Below are 3,295 nucleotides of genomic sequence, written 5' to 3' on the forward strand. Positions count from 1 at the left end.
TTAAAAACGCGATTATTATTGGTTAATCTCATTTGCTCTATTACTTCACTTATTGCTGCTTTTAGCCTGAGTTCAACCCAGACAAGCCTATCCTAATACTAAATTATCGGTCAAGACTCTGGCAGCAGAACAGGTTAACTATTCGGTTAATGCTTGGTTGCAGTTGCGGAATTTGATGGATGTTCCACTTAAATTACCCGGAAATAACCCTTTACAAGCGATGCTGTCGTTGGTCAAAATCGAAGATGAGGAATACATCGACAAGCTTAAAGCTTATTTTGCCAGTATTAATGATTTACATAGTTTAAATTTGGTTGAAGAATTAGCCAAAGCTATAGTATCTCTGAAAACTCAACGTTCCTCCGAATACGCATACCAAATTAATACCCTGACTGGACATTCTGGCAATGTTACATCCGTCGTTATTAGTCCCGATGGGAAAACGATTGTCAGTGGTTGTGCTGACAAGAAAGTGAAAGTATGGGACATCCACACAGGTAAAATATTACGCACAATTGCTGGACATGCGGGGGAAATTTCTTCGATTGCAGTTAGTTCGGATGGTAATTTTTTGGCTGTGGGAATTAGCGATACTCCCCGCAGTAACGTCAAAGTTTGGGAATTAGAAACGGGTAAATTAATTCACACACTTGTAGGGCATAATAAACCTGTTAATGTGGTTTCCATTAGTCCCGATGGACAAATTCTCGCTAGTGGTAGTAATAAAATTAAGATTTGGAACCTTGCTAAAGGGAACAGAGTATGCACTCTTTGGCATTCCGCCTCAGTGAATGCGATCGCAATTACCCCCGATGGTACAATTTTGGTTAGCGGTACAAGCGATCGCAAAATCAAACTCTGGAATCCCCAAACTGGTGAACCTTTACGGACTTTTATGGGACATTCTGGAGATGTTAAAGCTTTAGCAATCCATCCCAATGGACAAATTTTGATTAGTGGTAGTGGGGATACCAGCATTAAAATCTGGGATTTGAGTGCTGGGAAAGTATTACATTGTTTGATGGGACATACTGGAGAGGTGACAACTGTTGCGATCGCTCATGATGGACAAACTTTAATTAGCGGTAGCAACGATAAAACCATCAAAGTTTGGGATTTACCATCGGGAGAGTTATTACAAACCTTGATGGGGCATTTGGGTACGGTTAATTCTCTGGCAATTAGTCAGGATAACCTGATTATTGTTAGTGGTAGCAGCGATAAAACCATTAAAGTTTGGCAGTTAACGCGAGAATAATTGTTTGCAGGGATATCACAAATTATCTGGATTGATTTCTATAATTGCAAAACTTAAGATTTTAGGTTAAGTATATTTAGTGCAATTTTGCTAGTATATAAAGTAAGGCATAACCCAATTCTCCAATAGAAATTAAGTTTACCCAAACAAAACCAAATAACAAGGAAAGAGAGATAATGTTGAATAAAAGCTATATTTTCGGTATTTTAGCTGCGGTTTTGACCCTTCCCACAGCAGCATTAGCAGATATTAATGATGTAGTAGTACAGACAATACCTGTTGGTAATGTTTCTACCTGCGTAACCTCACCAGTCACCGTCAAACCCAACTCTGGAAACATGAAAGTGACTCAACATCGGGTTTTTAAGGGTAACGGCAATACGCGAACTGAAGTATATCAAAGCACTACTACATCGACATCAACAACAAGAGCAATTGAACCAATGTGTGTTTTACCGCAAGGGGTAATGAATAATCTGTTGATTTTGCCGTAGGGATAAGTGAGGTACAGAAAAGAGATATAAACGCAGATAAATACAGATAAATACGGATGGTAGATAATTTATCAATTGGACTACCTTTTCTTGACTTCACGTAATATTTGAGCAATTTCCTGCTGTTTAGCTGGACTTTTCTGTTTTTTATAAAGTTCGCTAGCTTTCTGTAAATCCTTCACAGCAAGGGGTTGATTTCCTGCATCTAAATACAAAAGTCCGCGATTTTTGTAAGCTAGTGCATAATCAGGTTTTAAACTAATCGCTTTCGTGTAGTCGAATAAAGCTCCCTTGCTATCTCCCATATCGAGTCTGACAACTCCCCGATTTAGAAAAGCTGCATATCCACCTTTATCTTGCCATTTGTTGATTTGAATGGCTTTGCTGTAGTCGCTGAATGCGGCTTTTTTATTACCTAATTTGTACTGTGCTAAACCTCGATTATAAAAAATGTCCGATTCTTCAGCTTTTAATTTTAGCGCTTGATTAAAATCCGCGATCGCACCTTGGGAATTTCCCATCTCATACTGTAGCTTCCCTCTGTTAATATAAGCACTAGTAATTGTACCTCGTCCCCAATTTTGGTTAATTTGAATCGCTTTGTTATAGTCGTTGAGTGCTGTTTTTCTATCCCCTAACTCTTCATAAGTTATGGCTCTGTTGTAGTACGCTAGTGAATAGCGAGGGTTGAGCTTGATTGTTTGATTAAAAATTGCGATCGCGCCTTTCAAATCCCCTCCATCAGCCTTTTTCGTCGCTTGGTTCAATAATTGAACTGCATTGCTGTGGTTGATTGTTGCTTGGGGTACTTCTTGTGCTTTGACATTGGAAACCCCTGTAAATAGGGCAATACTAGCAAAAAGAGCAAATGATATTGAAGTGATTTTCATAATTTTTTGTGAAGTTAAATGAATGTATGATAAATTCCATCCATCCTCAGTATTCCCAAAAATAAAAAGTACTTCATCAAAGTCAGTATTAATTTATTTAAATTCATTAATATAGGGTTTAAGAGACAAAAATATATATCCCTAAGTATTACTAGACAAAAATAATACACAATTGACAAGACAATATTTTTGTATTACAAGTGTAGTATAAGATGGATTCCTTTATCGGGATAGGTGACTCACCAGGGCAAATTTGGGGATGACATCCAAAATCGAAAGTTTGTACTGAGCGGAAACAAATATATTAAAAGTATAAAATAATATGAGTATTTTTAAAGTCGAAATAGTTAAAATTAATCAAATTTCTTCCCATCCTAATGCAGATAGACTTGATATTGTTTCATTTGAAGGAATGGCATACCTAAACCAGATAATATAAAACAACCAAACAACAAATAAATATAGAGGGCAAACGGTTGTTTGCCCCTACGAATAAAATGTGAGATTAAACAGTGCGTGGTTCGGCTATTTGACGATATACTAAACCAGCAGAAGTTAATTGACGTTTAAGATTTTCATCAGTATCTAATTCGATGGGTCAAAAATTTGGACAACCGATCGCAACAAAGAAACTCGCTCTTCTGACTTGACAA

General features: G+C 37.2%; 3 protein-coding genes. 2 read left to right on the forward strand and 1 reads right to left on the reverse strand.

Going from position 1 to position 3,295, the window contains the following annotated elements; translation table 11 throughout:
- The first annotated feature begins 175 nt into the window (after positions 1-175).
- Both CK510_RS28320 and CK510_RS28325 read left to right on the forward strand, forming a co-directional pair.
- Positions 176-1,258: a WD40 repeat domain-containing protein gene (locus CK510_RS28320; protein ID WP_095724818.1), complete on the forward strand. Its 1,083-nt coding sequence runs from the start codon at positions 176-178 to the stop codon at positions 1,256-1,258.
- Positions 1,259-1,434: 176 nt separating this feature from the next.
- The gene (locus CK510_RS28325) at positions 1,435-1,752 is read left to right on the forward strand and encodes a hypothetical protein (protein WP_095724819.1); all 318 of its coding nucleotides are present in this window, start codon (positions 1,435-1,437) and stop codon (positions 1,750-1,752) included.
- An 80-nt stretch (positions 1,753-1,832) separates the two neighbouring features.
- On the opposite strand, the gene CK510_RS28330 is transcribed toward CK510_RS28325, so the two are convergent.
- Positions 1,833-2,642, reverse strand: coding sequence for a tetratricopeptide repeat protein (locus CK510_RS28330; protein WP_095724820.1), 810 nt, complete (start codon positions 2,640-2,642; stop codon positions 1,833-1,835).
- Positions 2,643-3,295: the final 653 nt, after the last annotated feature.

The sequence above is a fragment of the Brunnivagina elsteri CCALA 953 genome, assembly GCF_002289455.1.
Classification (GTDB): domain Bacteria; phylum Cyanobacteriota; class Cyanobacteriia; order Cyanobacteriales; family Nostocaceae; genus Brunnivagina; species Brunnivagina elsteri.